Origin of the sequence: Trichocoleus desertorum ATA4-8-CV12 (assembly GCA_019358975.1) — a bacterium.
GTDB classification, from domain to species: Bacteria; Cyanobacteriota; Cyanobacteriia; order FACHB-46; family FACHB-46; genus Trichocoleus; species Trichocoleus desertorum_A.
The window spans coordinates 445355-465759 of the sequence record JAHHIL010000001.1 but is presented as its reverse complement, the minus strand read 5'-3'; the positions used below and the strand labels follow the sequence as shown (position 1 = coordinate 465759).

16 protein-coding genes are annotated in these 20405 nt (G+C 51.1%); 15 read left to right on the top strand and 1 reads right to left on the bottom strand.

What is annotated here, in order from left to right:
• Position 1: 1 nt before the first annotated feature.
• The 6 genes from KME12_02075 (at position 2) to KME12_02050 (ending at position 8288) form a co-directional block, all read left to right on the top strand.
• Positions 2 to 634 (top strand): heme-copper oxidase subunit III, encoded by a 633-nt coding sequence (locus tag KME12_02075; protein ID MBW4486555.1) that lies wholly within the window; start codon positions 2 to 4, stop codon positions 632 to 634.
• A gap of 148 nt (positions 635 to 782) precedes the next feature.
• Positions 783 to 1952 carry an esterase-like activity of phytase family protein gene (locus KME12_02070; GenBank protein ID MBW4486554.1) on the top strand — a complete coding sequence of 390 codons (1170 nt, stop codon included), beginning with the start codon at positions 783 to 785 and terminating at the stop codon, positions 1950 to 1952.
• A 98-nt stretch (positions 1953 to 2050) separates the two neighbouring features.
• Positions 2051 to 2641, top strand: coding sequence for a chromophore lyase CpcT/CpeT (locus tag KME12_02065; GenBank protein ID MBW4486553.1), 591 nt, complete (start codon positions 2051 to 2053; stop codon positions 2639 to 2641).
• Positions 2642 to 2823: 182 nt separating this feature from the next.
• Positions 2824 to 3975, top strand: a complete 1152-nt coding sequence (locus tag KME12_02060; GenBank protein ID MBW4486552.1) for an NAD-dependent epimerase/dehydratase family protein — start codon at positions 2824 to 2826, stop codon at positions 3973 to 3975.
• A gap of 95 nt (positions 3976 to 4070) precedes the next feature.
• Entirely contained in the window at positions 4071 to 5204 is a 1134-nt protein-coding gene (locus KME12_02055) for a glycosyltransferase family 1 protein (protein ID MBW4486551.1), read from the top strand.
• A 453-nt stretch (positions 5205 to 5657) separates the two neighbouring features.
• Positions 5658 to 8288, top strand: coding sequence for a GAF domain-containing protein (locus KME12_02050; GenBank protein MBW4486550.1), 2631 nt, complete (start codon positions 5658 to 5660; stop codon positions 8286 to 8288).
• Positions 8289 to 8365: 77 nt separating this feature from the next.
• Here the strand turns inward: KME12_02050 and KME12_02045 are convergent, their stop codons facing one another.
• Complete coding sequence (locus tag KME12_02045) at positions 8366 to 8623, bottom strand: hypothetical protein (protein ID MBW4486549.1); 258 nt, start codon at positions 8621 to 8623, stop codon at positions 8366 to 8368.
• A 626-nt stretch (positions 8624 to 9249) separates the two neighbouring features.
• On the opposite strand from KME12_02045, the gene KME12_02040 reads away from it, so the two are divergent.
• From KME12_02040 to KME12_02000, 9 genes are all read left to right on the top strand, one after another.
• Positions 9250 to 9438 (top strand): DUF4089 domain-containing protein, encoded by a 189-nt coding sequence (locus tag KME12_02040; GenBank protein MBW4486548.1) that lies wholly within the window; start codon positions 9250 to 9252, stop codon positions 9436 to 9438.
• The gene (locus KME12_02035) at positions 9435 to 10838 is read left to right on the top strand and encodes an AtzE family amidohydrolase (protein MBW4486547.1); all 1404 of its coding nucleotides are present in this window, start codon (positions 9435 to 9437) and stop codon (positions 10836 to 10838) included. Before KME12_02040 ends, KME12_02035 begins: the two co-directional genes overlap by 4 nt.
• Positions 10839 to 10860: 22 nt before the next feature.
• Positions 10861 to 12039 (top strand): FAD-binding oxidoreductase, encoded by a 1179-nt coding sequence (locus tag KME12_02030; protein MBW4486546.1) that lies wholly within the window; start codon positions 10861 to 10863, stop codon positions 12037 to 12039.
• Between the two features lie 235 nt (positions 12040 to 12274).
• Entirely contained in the window at positions 12275 to 12949 is a 675-nt protein-coding gene (locus KME12_02025; GenBank protein ID MBW4486545.1) for a DUF305 domain-containing protein, read from the top strand.
• A gap of 128 nt (positions 12950 to 13077) precedes the next feature.
• A complete protein-coding gene (locus tag KME12_02020) occupies positions 13078 to 14709 on the top strand; it encodes an efflux RND transporter periplasmic adaptor subunit (GenBank protein ID MBW4486544.1) in 1632 nt (543 codons plus the stop codon).
• 19 nt (positions 14710 to 14728) lie between these two features.
• Positions 14729 to 17839, top strand: coding sequence for a CusA/CzcA family heavy metal efflux RND transporter (locus tag KME12_02015; protein MBW4486543.1), 3111 nt, complete (start codon positions 14729 to 14731; stop codon positions 17837 to 17839).
• Positions 17823 to 18299, top strand: coding sequence for a hypothetical protein (locus KME12_02010; protein ID MBW4486542.1), 477 nt, complete (start codon positions 17823 to 17825; stop codon positions 18297 to 18299). The genes KME12_02015 and KME12_02010 overlap by 17 nt, the downstream gene beginning before the upstream one ends.
• Positions 18300 to 18324: 25 nt before the next feature.
• Positions 18325 to 19038 carry a response regulator transcription factor gene (locus KME12_02005; protein MBW4486541.1) on the top strand — a complete coding sequence of 238 codons (714 nt, stop codon included), beginning with the start codon at positions 18325 to 18327 and terminating at the stop codon, positions 19036 to 19038.
• Positions 19016 to 20353, top strand: a complete 1338-nt coding sequence (locus KME12_02000) for a two-component sensor histidine kinase (GenBank protein MBW4486540.1) — start codon at positions 19016 to 19018, stop codon at positions 20351 to 20353. The genes KME12_02005 and KME12_02000 overlap by 23 nt, the downstream gene beginning before the upstream one ends.
• Positions 20354 to 20405 lie beyond the last annotated feature (52 nt).

Sequence of the window (20405 nt, the reverse complement as noted above, 5' to 3'; positions counted from 1 at the left end):
CATGCAAGGTTCCACGATTGATCCGTCAAAAGCTGAGCTAAATTACCATCACGAAGCCGAAGTGTCAGAAGTTTCGGCACATGGAGTTGAGCATCACGACTATCGCCTCCTAGGTGTGATTGTGTTCCTGATTGCTGAGGGCATGATCTTCTTGGGCTTGTTTACGGCTTATTTAACCTTCCGGGCCGTAGCTCCGAGTTGGCCCCCCGCAGGGACACCCAAGTTGGAGTTACTTTTGCCCAGCATCAACACGGTCATTCTGATTGCTAGCAGTTTTGTCATTCACCAGGCAGACACCGCCGTCAAAAAAGACGATGTTAAGGGATTGCGTACTTGGTTTGGTGTCACCGCTTTGATGGGAGCCATCTTCCTGTGCGGTCAGATTTACGAGTACAAGCACCTAGAATTTGGCCTCACTTCAAACTTGTTTGGCAGCACCTTCTATGTCTTGACTGGCTTCCACGGTTTACACGTTTGCTTTGGCTTATTGCTGATGCTGGGTGTACTGTGGCGATCGCTCAAGCCGAACCACTACTCGAAGGAGCATCACTTTGGCGTCGAAGCTGCCGAATTGTATTGGCACTTTGTCGATGTGATCTGGGTTTTGCTCTTTCTCTTGCTCTACTTGCTCTAAAACGGGCGACCCATTCGTGATTTTTACCCCCTCCCTAGGGGGTTTTTAATTGCCAGCAACTGTAGATAATGCGTTGTATAGGAGCCGAGGGTTGGCAGTGAAGTACGATAAATCTTTTCTTCCAGAAGTTTTTCCAGAAGTTCTTTCAGTGGTGGGGGCACGTTTTGGGACTTACCGTCGAGCTTTGGGTGCACTAGTTTTAATCATCCCTCTCCTGCTCACTGCTTGCGGTGTGCCTAGAATTTCTGCTGAATCTAGGCTGTTTTTGGACCGTTCCCTGGAGTTTCTGGGGGAGTATCAACTGCCGCAGTTTACGTACAACAACACTCCTGTAGGAGGTCTGTCAGCCCTAACTTACGATCGGCAGCGCGATCGCTTTTATGCCGTTTCTAATGATACTAGTCAGCAAGCACCTGCTAGGTTTTACACCTTCAAGCTCAGTGTTGATACGAGTGATCCGGAAGCTCCCAAAATCCAGCAGCTAGAAGTTGAGCAAGTCACCATCCTGAAACAGGACAACGGTCAACCCTATCCGCCTAATACGATCGCTCCTGCTGGCATTGGTCTGTCTCCACAAAATTCTGTCTTCATTGCAAGCGACAACTTAGATGCGGCGGGTACCACGCCTTTAGTCGGCGAGTTTGATCTAGCCACTGGTAAGTTACGGCAACGGCTACCGATCCCAAATCGATTCTTACCCAATACGGGTACACCGGAAGAACCTGTCGGAGTTCAAGCGCATGGAGCATTCTCAGCCCTGACCCTTAGCGCTCCTAGTGTCAGTCCTGCCAATTTAGAACCGTTTCGCATCTTCGCCGCCACTCAATCAGCCTTAGTGCAAGACCGAGAGACAGAAAACCAAACTGCTAATAATCGCTTACTTCACTATCTGATCGGAGACGGCCCCCCAGTGCTGATTGCAGAGCATGTGTATCCCATCAAAGCTCCTCCCGTCGGAGCGATCGCCCCGCAACTGACAGAACTAATGGTGCTCGACCAAGGTGGGCATTTCTTGAGCTTGGAGGAAACCCTAGATGACTCCAACCCCTCTGCGGAAATTTTTCAACTAGCAATGGGCAGCGCTACAGACACTTCCAGTTTGGCCAGCCTCCAAGGGGCAGAAGGAATTCAACCGATTCGTAAGCGATCGCTATTGGATTTGAACAAGCTCGGAATTCCACTGGGTGACTTAGCCGGAATGACCTTGGGGCCACAATTACCAGACGGTTCTCAGAGTTTATTGCTGGTCAGCAACAACCATCTGCAAGCCGAACAACCAACTCAAGTGCTCTTATTTCGTCTCAAAAACACGGATTAAGTCACGTGAATCAACCTCAGAAAAACTCGCGGCTAAAAATCAGCTAGATCCTAGACAATAATGGGGATCACTTTTAGATATGCGGTTTTAATTTTTCCATGACTCACGCGACTGATGTTGGCACCTTGGCCCGCTGGATGGCAGCAGACTTTAGCAACCAAGAACAAGCATTTGAGAACCCACCCTTCTTCGCCCATATCCGGGTTTGTATGCGTCCCATTCCCCAACAAATTCTATCTGGCGTCAGCCTGCTGGTTGAGCAAGCCTATGATTATCAGCTGAATGATCCCTATCGGGTGCGAATACTCAATTTGGTGGTGCAGGGCGATCGCATTGAAATTGAGAACTACACTGTCCGGGAAGAAGCGCGGTTTTATGGAGCCTCGCGAGACCTAGAGTGCCTCAAAACCCTCCAAGCTGAGGATCTAGAAAAATTACCCGGATGCAACATGATTGCCGAGTGGACAGGCAACAGCTTTAAGGGCTATGTAGAACCCGGCAAAGGCTGCATCGTCTTTCGCAAAGGCCAAAGTACCTATCTCGATAGCACATTTGAGATAGACGGCGAAAGATTTATTAGCCACGATCGCGGTCGAGATCCCGAAACCGACGAGCACATTTGGGGTTCTGTTGCAGGCCCTTTTTACTTCGTACGCTGGGCCAATTTTGCCGAAGAAGTGAGAGTTTGAAATTTCTGTTCCAGAGGGAGGTTCAATGACCCCTATTCCTGGTACGGTTGGTAGAAGGTTCTCGAAGTTCATTCCAGCCTTGGGCTGACAGTGAACTTAGAACTTAGTCTAGTCTGTCCCCAGGCGGAAAAGCTCTAGACCTGATGGATTCAGCGAACACTACTCGTGCAAGATTCAGCAAGATGAAAGTCCTGGTTATTGGCGGCGATGGTTACTGCGGTTGGGCAACTGCGCTCTACCTCTCCAATCGAGGTTATGAAGTCGGCATTCTGGACAGCATGGTGCGCCGACACTGGGATACGGAACTTTGCATCGAAACCCTAACCCCAATTGCACCGATTCAGCAACGTTTGCAGCGTTGGAAAGATTTAACCGGAAAGTCCATAGACCTCTTTGTTGGTGACATTACCAATTACGAGTTCTTAAGCAAGGCACTTCATACCTTCGAGCCAGAAGCAATTGTGCACTTTGGGGAACAGCGTTCTGCCCCCTTCTCCATGATTGACCGCGAGCACGCTGTCCTGACTCAGGTCAACAATGTGGTCGGAACGCTGAATCTGCTTTACGTGATGCGTGAAAGCTTCCCAGACTGCCATCTCGTCAAGCTGGGCACGATGGGTGAGTATGGCACACCCAATATTGATATTGAAGAAGGCTATATCACGATCGAGCACAACGGTCGTAAAGATACCCTGCCCTATCCCAAGCAACCTGGCTCGTTCTACCATCTCAGCAAAGTTCACGATAGTCACAACATTCACTTTGCTTGCCGGGTTTGGGGTCTGCGTGCTACCGACTTGAACCAAGGCGTTGTCTATGGCGTCCTCACCGAAGAAACCGGAATGGACGAGTTGTTGATCAACCGCCTAGACTACGATGGCATTTTTGGTACAGCACTGAACCGTTTCTGTATCCAAGCTGCCACTGGGCATCCAATCACGGTTTATGGCAAGGGTGGTCAGACTCGCGGCTTCCTAGATATCCGGGATACGGTCCGCTGTGTGGAGTTGGCGATCGCGAACCCTGCTGATCCGGGTCAATTCCGAGTCTTTAACCAATTCACCGAACTCTTCAGCATTGGCGACCTAGCCACAATGGTGAAGCAAGCAAGCGCTTCCCTGGGGCTGAATGTGGAAGTCAACCACATCGACAACCCCCGGGTCGAGCTAGAAGAGCATTACTTTAATGCCAAAAACACCAACTTGCTCAGCCTCGGACTCCAGCCTCACTTCCTCTCTGATTCCTTGCTCGATTCCTTGCTGAACTTTGCCGTGAAGTATCAGGATCGCGTGGACCAAAATCAGATTCTACCCAAAGTTTCTTGGCGTCGATAACCATCTCAAGCAGAGCTGCTTCTATCTGCTTCTAGGGGGGCTCTGCTTTTTTCAACCCTAAAAAAGTTGTCAGCAATTAAATATTTCTAGACTTTATGCGAATTGCTCTATTCACTGAAACCTTTTTGCCCAAGGTTGATGGAATTGTCACGCGCCTACGCCATACGGTTGAGCATTTACAGCGTGCTGGCGACCAAGTACTCATTTTTTCTCCAGATGGAGGATTGACGGAGTACAAAGGTGCCAAAATTTATGGGGTACCAGGAATTCCACTGCCGCTGTACCCGGAGCTGAAGCTGGCTTTTCCTCGTCCTTCGATTGGGGAAGCCTTAGAGCGATTTCGGCCAGATCTGGTTCATATCGTCAATCCGGCTGTCCTAGGATTGGCAGGTCTCTACTATAGTAAAACGCTAAAAATTCCGTTAGTTGCTTCTTACCATACCCATCTCCCCAAATACTTAGAGCACTACGGCTTGGGCATGCTAGAAGGTTTGCTGTGGGAATTGCTCAAAGCGGGGCACAACCAAGCTCAACTAAATTTATGTACCTCCACCGCCATGGTGGAAGAATTAACCGCCCACGGGATTGAACGGGTGGACCTCTGGCAACGAGGCGTAGACACAGAAACCTTCCAGCCTGATTTGGCAAGTCAGGAAATGCGATCGCGTCTCAGTCAAGGCCATCCAGAAGCACCGTTATTGCTCTATGTCGGTCGTCTTTCCGCTGAAAAAGAAATCGATCGGATCAAACCCATCCTAGAAGCAATTCCTAACGCTCGCTTGGCTTTAGTGGGAGATGGCCCCTATCGCCAAGAACTAGAAAAGCATTTTGCTGGCACCCCCACCCACTTCGTTGGTTATCTCGGAGGCAAAGAGCTAGCCAGTGCCTTTGCCTCTGCTGATGCCTTTGTCTTTCCTTCTCGAACTGAAACTTTAGGGCTAGTGCTTTTAGAAGCAATGGCCGCAGGGTGCCCCGTAGTTGCGGCTCGCTCCGGCGGTATTCCTGACATTGTGACCGATGGCGTCAATGGCTACCTGTTTGATCCCAGCAATGAGCAAGGGGCGATCGCGGCGACCCGAACTTTGTTAGATCAAGTGGAGCAACGCGAAACTCTCCGGCACAATGCTCGTCTGGAAGCAGAACGTTGGGGTTGGGCAGCAGCGACCCGTCAACTTCAAAGTTATTATCGCGCTGTAGTTACCTCCCAAGCCCTGCCTTCAGCCGCTTAGCAACTGAGACCTACCCCCCGCCCTTGCCTAGTAGGGAAGGCGAACTAGAGGCACAACTACAGTTTTGTATAAGCTGCTGCTTGTTGGACTGTAAACAACCAGTTACATTCGTAGTGGTTCTGTTATTGCCAAGTATTGTGAGGGGATACTAACCTTGACTAAAACAGCGGCCTGTTTTAGCGAGACTGCTCTCTTGATTAATCGGTGATACCTCACGACACTATAGATATAAACCAATCAAAGAATCTGAGAGAGTTTTGCCATGCCAACAACTCGACCAAGTTTTCTGACTGGCTCTCTGTGGCATCACCTAGACTAGAGCAAGCTACGCTAATCAACAGAAGATGGGCTTTAGTGTAGTGTCTATAAAAACATCTAATCCTCCTGCGATCGCCTCGCTCAGAATCCATCTACCAAGCATGGGCTTCCCTGCCCCTTTTATCGGTCATGACTATGACACTCCATAATTCTGGCGCTGTGCCTCAATCGGGTGGCATGCTGGCTACCCTGACTCAAGCCAATAACCGCAAAGGTAGCCTCACTCATCGCGTCAAGGATTTACCGATTCCGCAATTCATTGATTTGCTGGAGCAGATTACTCGTGAGTTTGAGCACTTTTTACGGGCGATCGATTTAATTAATAACGAAACTCTAGAGACACTACTAGAGCAGATTCTAGAGGCATTCACCTTAAAAATTGGCCAAATTCTCCAGGCCGATCGCACTACCATTTTTTTAGTAGATGAAGAAAAAGCGCAACTTTGGGCCAAAATTGCTCAGAGTGATGACGGCAAGTCTCCTGAGATTCGGATTCCGATTGATAAAGGCATTGCAGGGCACGTTGCTACGACCGGAGAGTGCCTGAATATTCCCGATGCCTACAGCCATCCTCTCTTTAATAAAGAAGTGGATAAGCAAACGGGCTACCACACTGAGAACATCCTTTGCATGCCCATTTTCAATAAGCATGAGCGAGTGGTGGCAGTCGTTCAGTTGCTGAACAAGATGGGCGGGATGCCATTCGACGCTACAGATGAGCAACATTTTCGGGAATTTGCTTCTTCTATTGGCATCATCCTAGAGAGTTGTAATACGTTCTACATTGCCGCCCGCAACCAGCGTGGGGTAGCAGCGTTACTAGAAGCGACCAAGATGTTGGGGCGCAGCTTAGATCTAGAAACCACCCTGCGGGCTGTGATGAATCAAGCCCGTGACTTGATGCAAGCCGATCGCAGTACTTTATTCCTATTGAGCCGGGAAACCAATGAGCTGTGGACCAAAGTTGCCGCCGCAGACGAAAAAACAATTCTAGAAATTCGTATTCCTGCCAATAAAGGCATTGCTGGGTACGTCGCCTCTACGGGTGAGACGCTGAACATTCCTAACGCTTACGAAGACCCACGCTTTGATCCCAGTACTGACAAGAAAACAGGCTATCACACCCGCAATATCCTTTGCATGCCTGTGTTTAACTCGGGTAGCGATTTAATTGGAGTGACGCAGTTAATTAACAAGCATCAAGGCAGCTTTACCAACTCTGACGAAGAGTTTATGCGGGCCTTTAACATTCAGGCAGGCATTGCTTTAGAAAATGCCCAACTGTTTGAGAATGTGCTGCTGGAGAAACAGTATCAGAAAGACATGCTACAGAGCTTGTCGGATGCGGTGATCTCCACCGACATGCAAGGCAGAATCGTCACTATTAATGATGCTGCGATCGAGTTGCTCGGTTGCCCAGTTCGCAAAGCCAGTGGCAAGGTGAATAAATTGCACTGGCAAGACAAGCTAGTCGGGCGCTATGTCTGGGACATTATTCCGATCGAAAACTTGCAAATGCGCTTGCAAGACAGCTTGAAAACTGCTGCTAAACACTATGTACCAGAGCAGAGCTTAACCGTGGGGCTGCATATTGCCACGACTGCTGTGGGTGAGGGCATGCTGGAGGATGACGGCAACACCGTATATACCTTGGCGATTAGCGATCGCACTGAGGCCAAATGCTACATTGCTTGGAATGAAGTCCCAACGCCACCCGAAGCTGACACTAGTAATGGCAACCATGGGGCAGTGCCAACCTATTTCACCAAAGACCAAATCCGCGAAATTGAGCGCAGTATCAATCTCACCGTAAACCCCCTCACCAACCCAGAAGGCGGCGTGCGGGGTGGCTTGGTGGTGTTAGAAGACATCAGCCAAGAAAAACGGATGAAGACGACCATGTATCGCTACATGACCCCTGGGGTGGCAGAGCGAGTCATGGCTTTGGGCGAAGATGGCCTCATGGTGGGTGAGCGTAAGGAAGTTACGATTCTGTTCTCGGATATTCGCGGCTACACCACGTTGACGGAAAACTTAGAAGCGACCAAAGTCGTCGAGTTGCTGAATCAGTACTTTGAAACGATGGTGGAAGCGATCTTCAACTATGAAGGCACCCTGGATAAGTTCATTGGGGATGCAATCATGGCGGTCTTTGGGGCACCGCTTCCGCTAAACGAAAACCACGCCTGGATGTCAGTGCAATCAGCGCTGGATATGCGGCGACGGTTGAAGGAGTTTAACGAGTCCCGGCGGATGGAATCGCAACCCCAAATTCACATCGGGATTGGGATTAGTTCTGGAGAAGTAGTTTCTGGCAACATCGGCTCCCAGAAGCGCATGGACTACACCGTGATCGGGGATGGTGTGAACCTCAGCTCTCGCTTAGAAAGTGTGACCAAGGAATACGGCTGCGATATTGTGCTGAGCGAGTTCACCTACGAACTCTGCCGCGATCGCATCTGGGTGCGAGAACTCGACAAAATTCGCGTCAAGGGCAAGAACAGACCTGTCAGCATTTTTGAGTTGATTGGCGATCGCCGAGAGGCTTTACCCGCCGACAGTGAGGAATTTCTAGATCTATATATAGCTGGACGCACCGCGTACAAACAAATGGAGTTTCAGCAAGCTCTCCAGTACTTCAATGCCGCCCAAGAGCTGCGGGACACAGATCAAGCAGTAGAAGTGCATCTCCGTCGCATTCAAGACTACTTAACCAATCCGCCCCCAGAAGATTGGGATGGTGTGCACACCATGACAAGCAAATAGCACGAGTAAATAGCAAAAGAGGGGCAGCAAGCCTACCCCCCGACATTGATAAATATAAAAACTGAGAGTTGAAACTGCTAAAGACCTTCTTCCGGCTGATGAAAAGGTTTCTGACCGATTCCCAGTTGCTTTTTGGTCCGCTTTAGCTGCTTCCAAAGCGCTTTTACCTTTTTGTAGGATTCCTCTGGCGTGAGTTTGCCACCTGTTTCTAAGCAACAGATATAGGTAACTTGCTGAGAGAATTCTTGCAAATTGGCGTTGAAAACTAGATTCTCTGGCTTAACTTCGCCGTGGTAGCGACTACGCGGATAGAGAAAGTTAGAGCGTTCTGTCACGGTTTCCTCCCTGAGATTGTTAAATTGTTATCTTTTCTAAGTGATGAACCCTGTAGCGTCAAATACAAGTTCCTGCCGCGATCGCTGGCTTCAGGTCTGAACAGATTGACGAAACCAAGAGTTCTGTTAAAGGACTAGCAAGGGCTTTAATTGCTTATTAACCAGATCTTAACCAAAAAGTGTTTTAGCTCCAGCAGTCCTCAACATATATATTTAAGTTTCTCTGCAATACCAGCCAAAGACAGTGATCCGTAGCAGGATTCATTAGAATAACAAAGTTTTGCTGTGGTTAAGACAGGATTAAGAAAAGCAAGTCCCACTGAGATCACTCATCACCAGCTTGAGCTTTTTCAGTAGCAATTGGCACCTATCGCAGGAGAGATTACGGGCAAGCAATTGAACCTGAAGCGTGGGTTAAATGGCCCAGAAGACTTGAACGAAAAACTCGCGCTGACAGTTCTGCTCCCTTAACTCTTTTGCCGATTTTGGCAGTAGAGGCGCTCTTTAAAGGATATTAAGGGAGCTGGCCTCTTCGTTGAACTCGTCACGGGCCAGAACCGGAATTTGCATCCCCTGTAGCGGAATCTTTCAGAGAAAATATAGTTTCAAGTAGCATCCTGCCAGGCATGTCAAACTCAACCATTGACCCTACTGATTACGTTCATGCTGCTGCTAGCCTGATTGATTTGCCCCTCGACCCCGATGGCATTCCTAGCATCGTCACCAACTTCGCCCGCATTGAAGCGATCGCAGAGCTAGTTCTAGAGTTTCCGCTGCCCGATAATATTGAAGCTGCGCCTATTTTTGAACCATGAGCCAATGGCAAGCAGATGCAACCAGCATTGCAGCGGTGATTCGAGGGCAAGAAGTCACGGCCAAAGCAGTTATGGCAGCGACTCTAGCGCGAATTGCTGAGTTCAACCAGTCCCTCAACTGCTTTACAGCCGTGATGGCCGAGACCGCTTTAGCAACTGCTGAGCAAATTGACCAAGCGATCGCCCAAGGACAAGATCCTGGCCCTCTAGCAGGCGTGCCCTTTGCAGTCAAAAATCTGTTTGATGTTGAGGGGTTAACCACCTTAGCGGGTTCCAAGATTAACGCGGAACATCCCCCAGCCACCCAAGATGCAACAGCCGTGGCAAAGCTGCGGCAAGCAGGAGCCATTTTGCTCGGTACGCTCAATATGGATGAGTATGCCTATGGCTTCGTGACGGAGAATAGCCATTACGGTCCTACACACAACCCCCATGACTTAGCTCGGATTGCGGGAGGTTCCTCTGGTGGCTCGGCAGCAGCAGTAGCAGCGGGTCTCGTCCCCTTAACCTTGGGTTCTGATACTAACGGCTCGATCCGAGTCCCTGCGGCCTTATGTGGCGTGTTCGGTCTCAAACCCACTTATGGGCGTTTGTCACGAGCTGGCGCAGTGCTGTTTTCTAGTAGCTTTGACCACATCGGCCCTTTCGCCCGTTCGGTGCGAGATCTGGCCACAGTTTTTGATTTGTTGCAAGGCTCTGACCCCCGTGACCCCATTAGTAGCAATCGCCTCCCTGATCTGTGCCTACCCCAGCTAAACCAAGGCATTGACGGGGTGAGAATCGCGATCGCAGACGAGTACTTTGCTCAAGGGGCCGAACCAGAAGTGCTAGCAGCGGTCGAGCAAGTTGCCACAGCTTTAGGCGCAACTCAGCGCGTCACCATCCCAGAAGCCCATCGAGCCAGAGCTGCCGCTTTTGTGATTACAGCCGCAGAAGGTGCCAATTTCCACTGGGCCAATTTGCGATCGCGGTCTCAAGACTTTGACCCTGCCACTCGCGATCGGTTTCTGGCTGGTGCTTTGATCCCTGCTCATTGGTATCTCCAAGCCCAACGCTTCCGCCAATGGTTTCAGCAGCAGGTGCGCGAGATCTTCCAAACTGTCGATCTGATCTTGGCTCCCACCACTCCTTACCCTGCTTCACTGATTGGTCAGCAAACGATCGCGATCGATGGTGAAGAGATCCTGATTCGACCTAATTTGGGGTTATATACTCAGCCGTTATCCTTTATCGGGTTGCCAGTAGTATCAGTACCGCTTCAGCGATCGGGCCAATTGCCGCTTGGCGTACAACTCATCGCCGCACCCTATAATGAAGCCTTGATTCTGCGGGCGGCGGCATTTCTAGAACAAGCTGGAGTTGTGTCTGCGCCCATTGTTCAACCACAGCTTGGGGCCTGAACTTGGGGTATAAATTGAGGGCATGAGTACATACGACTGGATTGTAATTGGCGGCGGTGTGACCGGAGCAGCCTTAAGCTACGAACTGGCCCAGAAACAGTTTTCGGTGCTGCTGATTGAGCAATCTGCCACAATACAAGGCGCAACTCGTTTCAGCTACGGCGGCATTGCCTATTGGTCTGGTACGACTGAGTTAACTCAGCAGCTTTGTCAAGAAGGCAAGCAGCGTTATCCTCACTTGGCCGCAGAGTTAGGCGCAGAAATTCACTTTCGAGAACTAGACTTGTTGCTCACGGTCGCTGCCGATCGCGACCCTGCTACTATCGCACCTAGTTATGCCAATTACGCCATTTCTCCGCATTTACTGAGCGTCACTGAAGCTTGCGAGTTGGAGCCTTTGCTCAATCCTGAAGCGATCGCTGGAGCTTTTACCGTTCGCCACGGTCAAGTAGACCCAGAAGCCCTAACTCAAGCCTATCGCCAAGCCTTTGTGCGATCGGGTGGCAACATTGTGATCGATCAGGTGACAGGATTGCAGCGACAAAACCAGCGAGTCACAGGAGCGATCGCCACTCAACAAACTTACCCCGCTGGCAATGTAGTGGTTTGTGCGGGTGGCTGGAGTCGAGATTTGCTAGCAGCAGGATTACCCGTGCCCCTCTACTTTACCCAGGCTGAACTGGTTGAAACGCTACCCGTAGAGGTCAAGTTACGGACGCTAGTGATGACGGCAGAGATGCAGCGCTTTCAGCTAGAGGCACAAGCAAGCACAGCAGCTAAAGAGCAAGAGTGGCAGGAGCCTGGCTTAGAGATAGTGCCTTGGATCTTGGATGCGGGGGCGGTGCAATTAGCAAATGGCAGTCTGCGGTTGGGACAAATTAGCCGAGTTCTGAGCGATCCGCAAGCGGTAGTTGACGCGATCGCCAGTGAAACAGCGATTCGGAAGGCGGTAGGCCAGGTGTTACCCGCACTGCAAAACTTGCCTGGTCAATGGCAGCAATGCTTAGTAGCCTTTAGCCGCGATCGCTTACCTTTAATTGGCCCTGTTCCAGACACAAGCGGATTGTCCGTTTTCTCTGGCTTTAGTAACCCCTTCGCGATCATGCCGCCTTTAGCCCAACGATTTGCTCAAGCTGCCTCAGGCCCAACAGACCCAATCTTGGAACAACTTTCACCAGCTCGCTTCTCCGCGATCGCTTAGTAAGAGCGCCACAACACAATTTCCTGCCTGAAGGTTAGGGCTATTTCATCCTGATTTCATAACTGCATGCCACCCTGAATGGTTGAGCAGCGCCGATTTCTACAGATGCAAAGCGGCTGCTCTAACGGATTTCGTTTGCCTAGTTGACACTCCAGTTCACAGGAGACTTCAGAATAGCGACATAGACCTCTGCAACTTTCCGAAGGCACGAAGACTTATGACCCGCATATTTTGGATGAGAACTCGTTCTATTGCTTTATTACTAGGGGCGATCGCCACAGCTAGTTTGCTCAATGCCTGCTCTACACCTAGCCAAACCCAGGCTGAAGCTCCTAGCCCCACCACCACATCCGGGATGGATCATGGCAACGCGCATCATGGCGGCATGATGAACCACAGCACCAGCATGGAGTTAGGCCCAGCCGATGCCGACTTTGACTTGCGATTTGTGGATGCCATGACTCCACATCATGAGGGAGCAGTGACGATGGCGCAAGAGGCTCTCAGCAAGTCCAAGCGCCCCGAAATTCAAAAACTGGCTCAAGACATTATCGCGGCCCAAAACAAAGAAATTGGAGAACTGAAACAGTGGCGGCAAGCCTGGTATCCCAAGGCCAGTGCTCAACCCGTCGCTTGGAATCCTCAGATGGGTCATGCTATGCCTATGTCACCGGATCAAAGAAAAGGCATGGCAATGGAGATGGACTTAGGCGCAGCCGATGCCGAATTTGACCTGCGCTTCATCAATGCCATGATTCCGCACCATGAGGGAGCAGTGACGATGGCACAAGAGGCTCTCAGCAAGTCCAAGCGCCCCGAAATTCAAAAACTGGCTCAAGACATCATTAAGTCCCAAGAAGCTGAAATTCAGCAGATGCAGCAATGGCGACAAGCTTGGTACCAACGCTGAAAACAAGTTGGTACCAAAACTGCATTTTGCCTGACTTAGTAAAAGCCTAGCGATCGCCCCCAGATCGCCACAGGATAGCCCCCAAGCGAGAATTGCCCTCCAGCAAGCGCTGTACTCAGGAAACCGCCATGACTCCCCTACCTCAATTGTCTATTTTTCAGCTTACAAGCACTCTCCTAACCGTGCTGCTGTTGAGTGCTCCCATCCAGAGCTTGGCGCATAAGGGGCATGGAGACAACGAATTTCAGGGCGGTAGCCAAGCAACGCAAGCGGCTGGGGCAATTCCAGTCGATGCGAAGACAGCTCAGCTAATGGGGCTAAAAGTAGAGCCTGTGACTCGTCAGCGGTTGGCCTTTGGCCTCAAAACTACGGGCCAAATTGAACCTTTGCCCAATCAGCAGGTAGAGGTAACAACTCCCGTAAAAGGTACCGTAACTCGGCTGCTCGTCAGTCCCGGCGATCGCGTCAAAGCGGGGCAGACGGTGGCAGTGATGACGAGTCCGGAACTGGCGGAACTGCGAACTACAGCCCTCGATCGGCGTTCTGAGGCGATCGCTTCGGTGCAACAAGCCCAGGCAGATTTGCAACTGGCGCAACAGAACTATGCTCAGCAACAAAAAATCGCGGCTACCGAGCTGGCTCAAGTTCGCAGTGAAGTCAGTTTTGCTCAAGAGCGTTTTGACAAAGATCAGGAGCTATTGGCTAACGGCGCGATCGCCAGACGGACGTTTCTAGAGTCAGAAACAAAACTGGCTCAAGCCCAAGCAGCGCTGACCAAAGCTGAAAGCCGCTTAGAAGTTTCTGAAGCCACCTCCCAACTGAGACATGCTGAATCAGCAGTGCAGGTGGCTCAGTCGCGGGTCAATCTGAGCGAAGAAACTTATCAAACCCGATTGCGACAACTAGGCGCGAATGCCAATGGCGATGGCGCGATTACCATTACGGCTCCAATTGCAGGAACCGTGGCCGATCGCGAGACCACTCTGGGCGAATCAGGCGAGGACGCAGGCAAAAAGGTGATGACAATCATCAACGATAGCAGCGTGCAGGTCAGCGCCAATATCTACGAAAAAGACTTAGATCGGATTCAGACGGGGCAAAGAGTGCAAGTGAAAGTGGCGAGTCTAAGCGATCGTAGCTTTACAGGTCGCATCAGTGTGATTGGCGCGGTCGTACAAGGGGAGACGCGTATTGTGCCTGTCAAAGCTGAGTTGGACAACCCTGACGGGCTCTTGAAATCGGGGATGTTTGCAGAATTAGAGGTTCTAACCGATCGCACCTCAGCCGCTGTGCTAGCTATTCCCAAGTCGGCGTTGGTGGAAACTAATGACAAAAAGCAGATTATCTTTGTGCAAAACGGCGATGCCTTCCAACCGACCGAAGTGACCCTGGGTCAAGCCTCCGGGGAATTAGTGGAGGTCAAAAACGGACTCTTTGATGGCGATCGCATTGTCACTCAACGCGCCATGCAACTCTATGCCCAATCGCTACGTGGCGGCAGCAACACTGCTGAGGATCACGAGCATGGGGAGACAGTTACCACAACTTCCCAACCCGCAATCCCTTGGTGGCTGGTAATTCCGGCGGGAGGGGCGATCGCGGCGGGTACGTTCGGAGCAGGTGTGTACTGGGCCAATCGCCGTCATCGCCAAGGTTTCAGCGTCCCTCAGGATTATGGCTTACAGGATATTCAGGAGCATGACACGACTCGTGTTCCTGTAGCTTCACACGATTCAAAGTCGGATCGTTCTCTTCGTTAGCGACGTTGAGCCAACTTTTATGCTAAGTGCCATCATTAAATGGGCGATCGCCCGACGCTGGCTGGTGATTCTAGGCGCGATCGTCATCACGATTTGGATTTTTCGGACGATCATCCAAATGCCATTGGATGTGTTTCCCCCCTTTGCACCACCCCAAGTCGAAATTCAAACCGAAGCGCCTGGACTAGCGCCAGAAGAAGTCGAGACATTAGTCACATTGCCAATCGAGAGTGCAATCAATGGGACTCCAGGGGTTGCTACGGTTCGCTCCTCCAGTGCGGCCAGTATTTCCGTGGTACGAGTGATTTTCAACTGGGGCACCGATATCTATCAAGCCAGGCAGTTGGTCACAGAGCGCTTGCAATCGGCTCAAAGCAAGTTACCGGAAGGCGTGGAAACCCCGGAAGTTGCTCCGATTAGTTCTCCGATTGGCACCATTGTCACTTATGCCTTTACCTCCCAAACCATAGATTTAATGCAAGTGCGACGGCTGGTAGATTGGCAAGTCACCAATCGTCTCCTCGCCGTACCCGGAGTCGCTCAAGTCATCATCTTTGGTGGAGATGTGCGGCAGTACCAGGTCTTAGTAGCACCGGAAAAGCTCCAAGCTTTTAATGTCTCTTTGCAGGATGTCACGGAGGCAGTAGCAGCGGCTAATGTGAACGCACCGGGAGGATATTTAATTACTCCCGATCGCGAAAAACTGATTCGCGGGATTGGCCGCATTGAAGATATTGAAGCGTTGAAGCAGTCGGTGATTACGGCTCGCAATGGCACTCCAGTCAGAATCACAGAAGTCGCCGAGGTCAAAATTGGTGCAGCGGTAAAGCGAGGGGATGCCAGCGTCAATGGGCAAAAAGCGGTCGTGGCGATCGTGAACAAACAGCCTGCTGCTGACACGCCCACCGTAACTCGTGCAGTTGAAGCGGCAATGGCAGAGGTAAAGGCGGGTTTGCCATCGGATATTCAAGTGGCGACGACCTTTCGGCAAGAAACCTATATTGATGCCTCAATCGAAAACGTCCGCGAAGCTCTGCTAGAAGGCAGCATTATCGTCGCCCTAATCTTGATTCCGTTCCTGATGAATTGGCGCAATCTAGCCGTCTGTTTAGCCGCTCTGCCGCTCTCCTTACTCATCGGGATCTTGGCACTGAATTGGTTAGGGCAAGGCTTGAACACGATGACCTTAGGCGGCTTAGCCGTTGCCATCGGTTCTGCGGTCGATGATGCGATCGTCGATGCCGAGAATGTCTACCGTTGTCTGCGCGAGAACAAATATTCTCCCAACCCCCGTCCCGTTCTAGAAGTCGTGTTTGAAGGTTGCCAGGAAGTGCGGGATTCGGTATTTGGAGCCACGATCATCACCGTTGTCGTCTTCTCTCCCATCTTTGCGCTAACGGGAGTCGAAGGCAGTATTTTTATCCCGATGGGGTTGGGTTACTTAGTGGCAGTACTGGCCTCTAGTGTGGTTGCCTTAACCGTTACTCCAGCTCTATGCGCGATTTTGCTGCCCTATGGTCGCTTACCAGAACGGGAACCTTGGGTGGCTCGCTTTTTCAAAGGACTCTATCTGCCGCTCCTGACGTTCTCCATGCGACGATCGCCCTTAATTCTAGGCTTGGCGATCGCCAGTTTGGTCGCTACCACAATTATCGTGCCGTCGTTTGGGCGGATCTTCTTACCGGAGTTTCAAGAGCAATCGCTGGTAAACACGCTGCTGCTCTACCCTGGCTCCTCTCTAGAAGCGACGAACAGCGCCGCCTCAGTATTAGAGCATCAGCTCAGGGATGACCCTAGATTTGCTTCCATTCAGGTGCGGGCGGGACGGGCTGAGGGGGATGCTGATGCTGCTGGTGTGAATCTGGCCCATATCGATGTGGAGCTGAGTCCGGAGGGTATGCAAAATCGCCCAGCCGCAGTGGAAGCATTGCGCCAAGAATTCAATCAGGTTCCGGGAGCGGCTCCCAATGTGGGTGGCTTTATCTCTCATCGTATGGATGAGGTGCTATCAGGGGTAAGAAGTGCGATCGCCGTCAAAATCTTTGGCTCAGATCTGGAAGAACTCCGCACCCTGGGTCAGCAGGTGAATGACGTGATGCGATCGGTTGAAGGCATCGTGGATTTGCAACTAGAACCACAAATCCCGGTGGAGCAGATCCAAATCCAATTTGATCGGGGGACAGCGGCGAGATACGGCTTGAGCATGGGGCAGCTCTCAGAAACGATTGAAACGGCGCTGAATGGACGAGTCGTTTCTCAAGTTTTAGAACAGCAGCAAACCTTTGATTTGGTGGTTTGGCTCAACCCAGCAGCCCGCCAAAGCATAGATGCGATCGCTAACTTAAGGGTCGATACGCCCAATGGCAATAAAATTCCGCTGGCTCAAGTGGCAACAATTCAGGAAGGCACAGGCCCAAACACCATTAACCGGGAGAATGTCTCGCGCCTGATCGTGGTGGCTGCCAACGCTCAAGGAAGAGCCTTGCGATCGGTCGTGAATGACATTCAGGCTCAAGTGCAGCAACAAGTTCAGTTACCACCCGGCTATTACATCCAGTACGCAGGGCAGTTTGAAGCCGAAGAACGCGCCAGTCAAAACATTCTCATCTTCAGCGCGATCGCCTTTGTGGTGATTACGATCATCATGTATCTCTCCGTGAAGTCGATTCCTTCCACTGCCGCGATCATGATTAATTTGCCGCTGGCTTTGGTGGGAGGGGTAATTGCCGTCGCTCTAACCGGAGGAACTTTATCGATCGCGTCGTTGGTGGGCTTCGTCACCCTATTTGGAGTCGCAACCCGGAATGGTCTGCTGCTGGTGGATAACTACAACAGCAAGTTTGCCGAAGGGATGCCACTCAAAGACATTTTGATCAAAGGTTCAATGGAGCGGCTAAACGCCATTCTGATGACCGCGTTTACTTCAGCGTTGGGGTTGGCTCCCTTAGTCGTGGCAGGCGGACCCGGAAAGGAGATTTTGCAACCTCTAGCGATCGTGGTTTTAGGCGGGTTATTCACCTCTACAGCTTTAACCCTCCTGGTCTTGCCTGCTCTCTATGCCAAGTTTGGCAAGCATTTGTTTCCTAACCTCTCTACCAAACAGGAGAAAAATTATGCAGCTCAAAGTTAGTGCGATCGCGACTGTCACCCTCGGACTTCTCTTTTTGGGGGCTTGCAGCAGTGGTAATCAGACCAGTAATCAAGCCACCAATTCAACCAGTAGCCCTGCTGCCTCTACAGCCACCAGTCCCAGCTCTGCCCCAGCAGGTGCTCACGGAGGGCAAGGAGGACAAGTGGTTGAGTCTGGCCCTTATCATTTGGAACTCGTGACCGCCAAAGAAGCGGCAGGGACTCACATCGACTTCTTCTTGCAGAAGGGAGACAATCATGAGCCTGTTGCTAATGCTAAAGTCACCGCTCAAGTGCAGTTACCCGATGGCACTCAGAAATCCTTAGACATGAAGTATGACGCGCAAGGTCAGCATTACGCCGCCATTCTGCCTGAGACTAGCACTGGAGAATATAAGGTCGCCGTCCTGTCTGACATCAGCGGCGAAAAGGTGAATGGTCGCTTCACATTCAACCAGTAGGATACGAGGCTAGAGCTATAAGCCAATGCGAATTCTACTAGTGGAGGATGAACTCGATCTGGGTAAAGCGATTCAGCGTGTCTTAAACCGAGAAAAATATGTAGTGGATTGGGTACAAGATGGCACTACCGCTTGGGAATACCTGAACACTCAGTGGGTCGAATATACTCTGGCAATCTTTGACTGGATGCTCCCAGGCTTATCTGGCGTGGAACTGTGTCAACGGCTCCGTGCCCACAAACAGGCTCTTCCGGTCTTACTGCTAACGGCTAAAGATCGCATGGAAGATAAAATTGTAGGCTTAGATGCGGGTGCAGATGATTATTTAGTCAAACCATTTGGCATGGCAGAACTTTTGGCCCGAATGCGAGCCTTGCAACGGCGATCGCCCCAAATCCAACCGTCGCAACTGCAAGCGGGGCATCTGGTGCTAGATTACGGGACGCATCAAGTGTTTCTTCAGGTTGCTAACGGAGAACCAAAGGCGATCGCTTTAACTGCCAAGGAATTTCAAACGCTGGAATACTTCATGCGGCATCCTAACCAAGTGGTTACTAGCCAACAGTTAATGGATCAACTTTGGGAAGTAGGAGCGGAACCCACTAGCAATGTGGTAGCGGCCCAGATCCGTCTGCTCCGGCGTAAGCTGACAGAGGTAGGCTGTCATGGCTTGATTGAGACGGTTCATGGTCTTGGCTACCGATTCCACATATCTGATGCATCAGAATCAGCTATTTAATCGCACTCGCGTCCAGCTTGCGGGGTGCTACGCCGGGGTTATGGGCCTCATTCTCAGCATCAGTGGCTTGGTTGCGTATGAAATGTTGGCATATACCCACTGGCAAGCAGTAGAACAAGAACTCCAATCGATTTCAGGCACGCTACACGACACCCTAGAACCTAAACTGCAACAACCCAATCGCCTAGAACCTGTGGTGAAGCAAGTTCTGCCAGGGCTATGTGTGGTTGGCACTGGCTGCTCCCAAGACTCGCGATCGCGGCATGTTCTGGGCATTGTGCAAACAGGCAACTACTACGTGCGCTTCTTTGACCAGTCGGGGCAAATATTGGCTCAACTCAGCTCACCACGGCCAGGACTACCACAACCAACGACTCAGGAAGGCTGGCAAACGGTTCACGATCACAACGACATCCGCTACCGCCAAGTCACCTTGTTGCTGAAAACAGCGACAGGCGCTCCTTGGAGTTACATGCAGATTGGGCGATCGCTCCAAGAATTTGATGACCATCTCGCCACCCTGAGATTATTGCTAGCAGTCGGATTACCACTCTTGATGTTGATGGTGGGAGGCGCAAGTTGGTGGCTCGCAGGATTAGCTATGCAGCCTGTTTTCCGCTCCTACGCCCAAATGCAGCAGTTCACCGCTGATGCTGCCCACGAATTACGCACCCCGATCGCCGCTATTAGAGCCACGGTAGAAGCGGCAGATGCTACTGATATCTCCCCTGAGGAAGTCCAGGAAACCCTAAGCGCGATCGATCGCCAAAACCACCGACTAGCAACACTGGTTCAGGATCTCCTGCTGATCTCTCGAATGGATCAAACAAAGTTAACGCAACGCCAGTCCTGCTGTCTCAACGACTTGATCAGCGACCTCGTGGAGGGTCTATTAGTCCTTGAGATTGCCGCTGCGATCCAGTTAACCACACAGATTCGAGGAAGCGAACTCTTGTACGTCACAGGCGATGAAAATCAGCTCAGTCGCTCGATCTCTAATCTGATTGTCAACGCCCTGCAATATACCCCTAGCGGCGGAAGGGTGACGGTCACTCTAGAGCGAATAGACTCCCAAGCCCTGATTCATGTCCAAGATACAGGAATTGGCATTGCTCCAGAAAACCAATTACATATCTTTGAGCGCTTCTATCGCGTCAGTGGCGATCGCTCTCGTCAAACGGGAGGGGCTGGATTAGGGCTAGCGATCGCCAAGGCCATTGTCGAAGCACATCAAGGCAGCTTGAAAGTACAAAGCAAATTAGGCAAAGGTAGCATATTTACCATCCGCTTACCTCTGAAGGAAAGAGGCTCTTAGGTGAAAAACCTCCTACAGCAAAGAATTCCCTACGGGCAAAAGTTCGGCACCC

Bases quoted from the DNA above. Each gene is read 5' to 3' on its own strand.
- KME12_02075 (MBW4486555.1), top strand. From the start codon at position 2: ATGCAAGGTTCCACGATTGATCCGTCAAAAGCTGAGCTAAATTACCAT.
- KME12_02065 (MBW4486553.1), top strand. From the start codon at position 2,051: ATGACTCACGCGACTGATGTTGGCACCTTGGCCCGCTGGATGGCAGCA.
- KME12_02060 (MBW4486552.1), top strand. From the start codon at position 2,824: ATGAAAGTCCTGGTTATTGGCGGCGATGGTTACTGCGGTTGGGCAACT.
- KME12_02055 (MBW4486551.1), top strand. From the start codon at position 4,071: ATGCGAATTGCTCTATTCACTGAAACCTTTTTGCCCAAGGTTGATGGA.
- KME12_02050 (MBW4486550.1), top strand. From the start codon at position 5,658: ATGACACTCCATAATTCTGGCGCTGTGCCTCAATCGGGTGGCATGCTG.
- KME12_02040 (MBW4486548.1), top strand. From the start codon at position 9,250: ATGTCAAACTCAACCATTGACCCTACTGATTACGTTCATGCTGCTGCT.
- KME12_02035 (MBW4486547.1), top strand. From the start codon at position 9,435: ATGAGCCAATGGCAAGCAGATGCAACCAGCATTGCAGCGGTGATTCGA.
- KME12_02030 (MBW4486546.1), top strand. From the start codon at position 10,861: ATGAGTACATACGACTGGATTGTAATTGGCGGCGGTGTGACCGGAGCA.
- KME12_02025 (MBW4486545.1), top strand. From the start codon at position 12,275: ATGAGAACTCGTTCTATTGCTTTATTACTAGGGGCGATCGCCACAGCT.
- KME12_02020 (MBW4486544.1), top strand. From the start codon at position 13,078: ATGACTCCCCTACCTCAATTGTCTATTTTTCAGCTTACAAGCACTCTC.
- KME12_02015 (MBW4486543.1), top strand. From the start codon at position 14,729: ATGCTAAGTGCCATCATTAAATGGGCGATCGCCCGACGCTGGCTGGTG.
- KME12_02010 (MBW4486542.1), top strand. From the start codon at position 17,823: ATGCAGCTCAAAGTTAGTGCGATCGCGACTGTCACCCTCGGACTTCTC.
- KME12_02005 (MBW4486541.1), top strand. From the start codon at position 18,325: ATGCGAATTCTACTAGTGGAGGATGAACTCGATCTGGGTAAAGCGATT.
- KME12_02000 (MBW4486540.1), top strand. From the start codon at position 19,016: ATGCATCAGAATCAGCTATTTAATCGCACTCGCGTCCAGCTTGCGGGG.